The 3,552-nt window shown below is 36.0% G+C and carries 5 protein-coding genes and 1 pseudogene; 4 read left to right on the forward strand and 2 right to left on the reverse strand.

From position 1 onward, the window contains the following. Positions 1-210: hypothetical protein (locus H5185_RS22820; RefSeq protein WP_220494514.1), on the reverse strand; the 210-nt coding region annotated here is incomplete at its 3' end. Between the two features lie 277 nt (positions 211-487). Between H5185_RS22820 and H5185_RS21430 the strand changes: the two genes are divergently transcribed. The 4 genes from H5185_RS21430 (at position 488) to H5185_RS21445 (ending at position 2,571) form a co-directional block, all read left to right on the forward strand. Continuing rightward, positions 488-835, forward strand: a complete 348-nt coding sequence (locus H5185_RS21430) for a DUF1090 domain-containing protein (protein WP_220494515.1) — start codon at positions 488-490, stop codon at positions 833-835. Between the two features lie 215 nt (positions 836-1,050). Further along, entirely contained in the window at positions 1,051-1,404 is a 354-nt protein-coding gene (locus tag H5185_RS21435) for a hypothetical protein (protein ID WP_182743160.1), read from the forward strand. Positions 1,405-1,531: 127 nt separating this feature from the next. After that, positions 1,532-1,825: a hypothetical protein gene (locus H5185_RS21440; RefSeq protein WP_182698634.1), complete on the forward strand. Its 294-nt coding sequence runs from the start codon at positions 1,532-1,534 to the stop codon at positions 1,823-1,825. A gap of 125 nt (positions 1,826-1,950) precedes the next feature. Further along, a complete protein-coding gene (locus H5185_RS21445; protein ID WP_182698635.1) occupies positions 1,951-2,571 on the forward strand; it encodes a hypothetical protein in 621 nt (206 codons plus the stop codon). A gap of 186 nt (positions 2,572-2,757) precedes the next feature. On the opposite strand, the pseudogene H5185_RS21450 reads toward H5185_RS21445, so the two are convergent. Next, a pseudogene (locus H5185_RS21450) lies at positions 2,758-3,269 on the reverse strand (transposase); the annotation flags it as partial. Between the last annotated feature and the right edge of the window lie 283 nt (positions 3,270-3,552).

Genomic DNA, 3,552 nt, shown 5'->3' on the forward strand with positions numbered 1-3,552 from the left:
TGAACGTTGTTGTCTAATTGCTTCTAAATATCCAGTTCCCATCATCATTTCCCCCTTTACGTTACCTACACCGTGTTTATATACCGTCATAATGGGTTTGACGGAATAACAATAATATATGAATAAAAAGCAGTCTAAAGGACTATGTTGAGAAAAATAGGGCTGCTCTAATATATTGCTCTTACTTGGTTTATTTTTTACATTTGCCATCGACACTTTTAACGTGCAATTTAAGTTTTATATTTGAATGTAAGAGTCATTAAATTGCTTTACTTCAAAGACATAGCAAATGTAGGATGATATTAATCAATAACTTAAACGTGCGGCTTTATCGGTCGAGCCGTTCAATAAGCTGTTAGCATTCTGAGGACTTAAATGGTCATATTCAAATGATAGAAATCAATCATCGCGTATAATAGTTGTGTGACAATTCACCATTTTGTAGTTTAATTATCCCTTGTAAAATTAATTAAAATTAGTTGTGTTAATGAAAAGAGCAAATGTAAATTTAATGTTTAAATCTTCCGGTGTTGTACTGTCTATATTGTCATTTTATAGTTTTGCTTCATTGAACTGTTCAGGTTTTTCTGGGTGTGAAAGAAAGTATTGTGAGATTGAGCAGCAAATAGAAAGTGCTCAGTTAGCTAATAATCAAAAAAAGATAGAAGGACTAAAAGTTGCCCTAGCGGAAGCCAAGTCCAATTGTAGTGACACAAAACTTAAGCAAGATTTAGCTTACGAAATTAAAGAAACTAAAGATAAAATTGCCGAATATAACTTAGATTTACAAGAAGCAAAGGGAAGTGGCAAGGATAACAAAGTCAGAAAATACTAAAATAAGATTCAAGAAGAAGAGCGTAAATTGGAGTCGCTTCTACAAGAGTTATCCGAATTAGGTTAGATAATGCTAACAAACGCTTCAAGAGGGACAGCCAACGCATGGCATTTTTATTATGCGTTGGTTTTTGTGACTACGGTGTTTGCGGAAGGTCAGTAGTCGCGTTGTCTGCCCCTTAAGCGTGCGTTAACTTACTTAATCATGGAGGATTTATGAACATCAAAAAGTGGATGTGGGAGATAGCGACAATATCGGTTGTCTGTGTATTGCTACTTAACCCAGAGTTAGTGTCTTTAGTTTTGTTTGTTGACGCTGTTGGGCTTGATATATTCTTATTACTTATTGAAGTACAGATAGTGACTGTAAGTGGGTATTATTTTCATACTTGGTTTAAGCCCATATTGATGCCTTTCTATAAATGTTTACTTAAAGTTGACCCCTATTTTTTCATCCCAACGAAGGATTCTGTTGGCAAGTATCCGATGATATTGTGCCATGCAGTCCCTTTTTTGATGTTACTAATTATCGGTGTCACTGTCGCTAAACCAGTTATTGATATGGCGTGACGTAAGTTAACAAGCCTCTGAATTAAGATTTTCCAATGCTTTCATGCCATTTGCAGAGCAAATCGCCAGCCAGTACTTGGTTCACTTATTAGAGGGGCGTTATGTTTTTTATCGAAAGGATTCGTGCATGAATAAATGGTTGTCTAATAAAAGAATCTTTATGCTAGGTTTCTTTCCTGTTCTAGGATTAATTATTACATTCCTTTTAAATTTTATCGCTGGGCCAGGTTATACAACCTCAGTAAATCAAGGTGCTCTTGCTATTTATTTTATGGGGTCTGTCATGTGGTCAGTGTTTGTTTTTTTTACAGGTATATTTATGTACTCAAAATGTAGTTCAATGAATCACATAAAATTTATTCTTGGAGTTTTATCTGTCACTTTTGGTGCCGCCATGCCTTGGATGATCGGTATATCATAGTAATCAAAAACATAACAAAAACATCATGGTGGGAATTTCACTCGCTGAAAAGGCGCTCCTAAAATCCCCATATGTAAAGCGTTAGCTTTTCAGCCGATACCATCAACATAAAAAGGAGTTTATTGATGAAATTTTCATTCCTAATACTTTGTATAATTACTTTTATACCTAAATTTGCATTCGCAGATTATGGGGTACCTTTCATATTTCAAAACTGTTATAAATCGCTAGATTTCGTAACTTTTAAATTTGAGTATGTTAATCATCCTGAACAATTATATGACGAGACTACAAAGGATTTGCCTAACGCTGCTAGGAAAGAACTAGAAGATAAAGGTGTAATATATCCAGGAGTAATAGATACAAGTATTTGCCAATTAGATAATGCCACCATAAAGGTATGGTTAGAAAAAGAAAAGCTACTTTCACTTAGTATTAATGGTGTAACAAAAGTTAATAATATACCTATTAATGGTGGAGCTATTTTCTTTGATAAACTTATTATTGACGGGCATGGTTATCCAAAAGGTGCAGATAAGGGTGGTTTAAGTTTTTGTTTTTTTGGCCCTAACAAAGAGCGCTCTGTCACAAGAGAGTATTTCCATATCTATCAGCAGTATCCAAGTGCAGAGGTAATAGATATGAAGCGCCTTGAAAAAGAAGTAAATGACAGAAATAACTGGGAAAAACCTAGTTATTACCAAAACTGTGATGGTTTTGAACGGTATATTACGGGTGGTTTATAAAAAGCTAACACATATGAGCCTTCCGCCAGTCAATAGGCGAGCCTAACTTATTTGACTGCTTTTGCAGTCAAATTCAAATCAATCAACAAATTCATCTACTTCGTCTGTCATTTAGCTGTCAAATCATCGTGCTCTTAGAAATCAAAACATGCAAACACATATAGAGGCTCTCTTATTGCGATCTTATCGCTGCCTGACGCTTTTAAGATTTAACTCAGTTGCAGGCAAGTTGTATTGGCTGTTGGTGTTAACCACATGACCTTTGAGCATGGCACCGTGACGGACAATTTTCATTCGTCGACGTAATAGGTCTCGGACAGCGCGCATTTCACTAGGGTAATTATAAGCTATAGGAAAGTTGCCACCACGTAATAATGAGGCGATTTTAAAGGAGTCGACTTTATCATTCTTGGTTTTACCGCCGTGAATCGCCTTCATATACAGCGCATGGCCGAGAATGAAATCAATCCCAAGTTCAGCACACCAATCTGACACCCAATACTAAAATGCATGCACTCAACGCCGACAATCACATTGCCGATATAGGGTTCTAGTATGAGTAATAAGTCATCTTTGTCAGCACCAATCTTTTTATGTGCAACAACTTCCCCTTTAGAATCAATGATACAGACATAAAGTAAGCGTGCATGTAAATCGATACTACAGTAGTATGAATGTGAGTTATTATAAAATCTCATTGAGTTTTCTCCTGTTGGTTTAGTCACCTTAAGCATACCGCTGATGCGGCTTACTAGGGAGGAGGCTCAATGAGTATCAAGCTAATTAATTAGGACAAAAACAGTTGGCTTTGTTCGTGCCTCACAAGTTTAGCCAATTGTTTTTTGCCGCTTAGTGCGGCGTTGAGGCTGTAGAATTTCTCCAGAAAGACGTTTTCAACGTTTTTTAACAAATAAAGTTAATTGGTTGTTTTTTGAGCTTGTGGCGTATCGATGTCTGTGATCTAATAGATATTATTCACCT

Origin of the sequence: Shewanella sp. SG44-6 (assembly GCF_014164185.1) — a bacterium.
In the GTDB taxonomy this organism is placed as follows: Bacteria; Pseudomonadota; Gammaproteobacteria; order Enterobacterales; family Shewanellaceae; genus Shewanella; species Shewanella vesiculosa.

What these genes read in the sequence shown, in the direction of transcription:
- H5185_RS21430 (WP_220494515.1), top strand. Translation starts at nt 488, where the DNA reads ATGAAAAGAGCAAATGTAAATTTAATGTTTAAATCTTCCGGTGTTGTA.
- H5185_RS21435 (WP_182743160.1), top strand. Translation starts at nt 1,051, where the DNA reads ATGAACATCAAAAAGTGGATGTGGGAGATAGCGACAATATCGGTTGTC.
- H5185_RS21440 (WP_182698634.1), top strand. Translation starts at nt 1,532, where the DNA reads ATGAATAAATGGTTGTCTAATAAAAGAATCTTTATGCTAGGTTTCTTT.
- H5185_RS21445 (WP_182698635.1), top strand. Translation starts at nt 1,951, where the DNA reads ATGAAATTTTCATTCCTAATACTTTGTATAATTACTTTTATACCTAAA.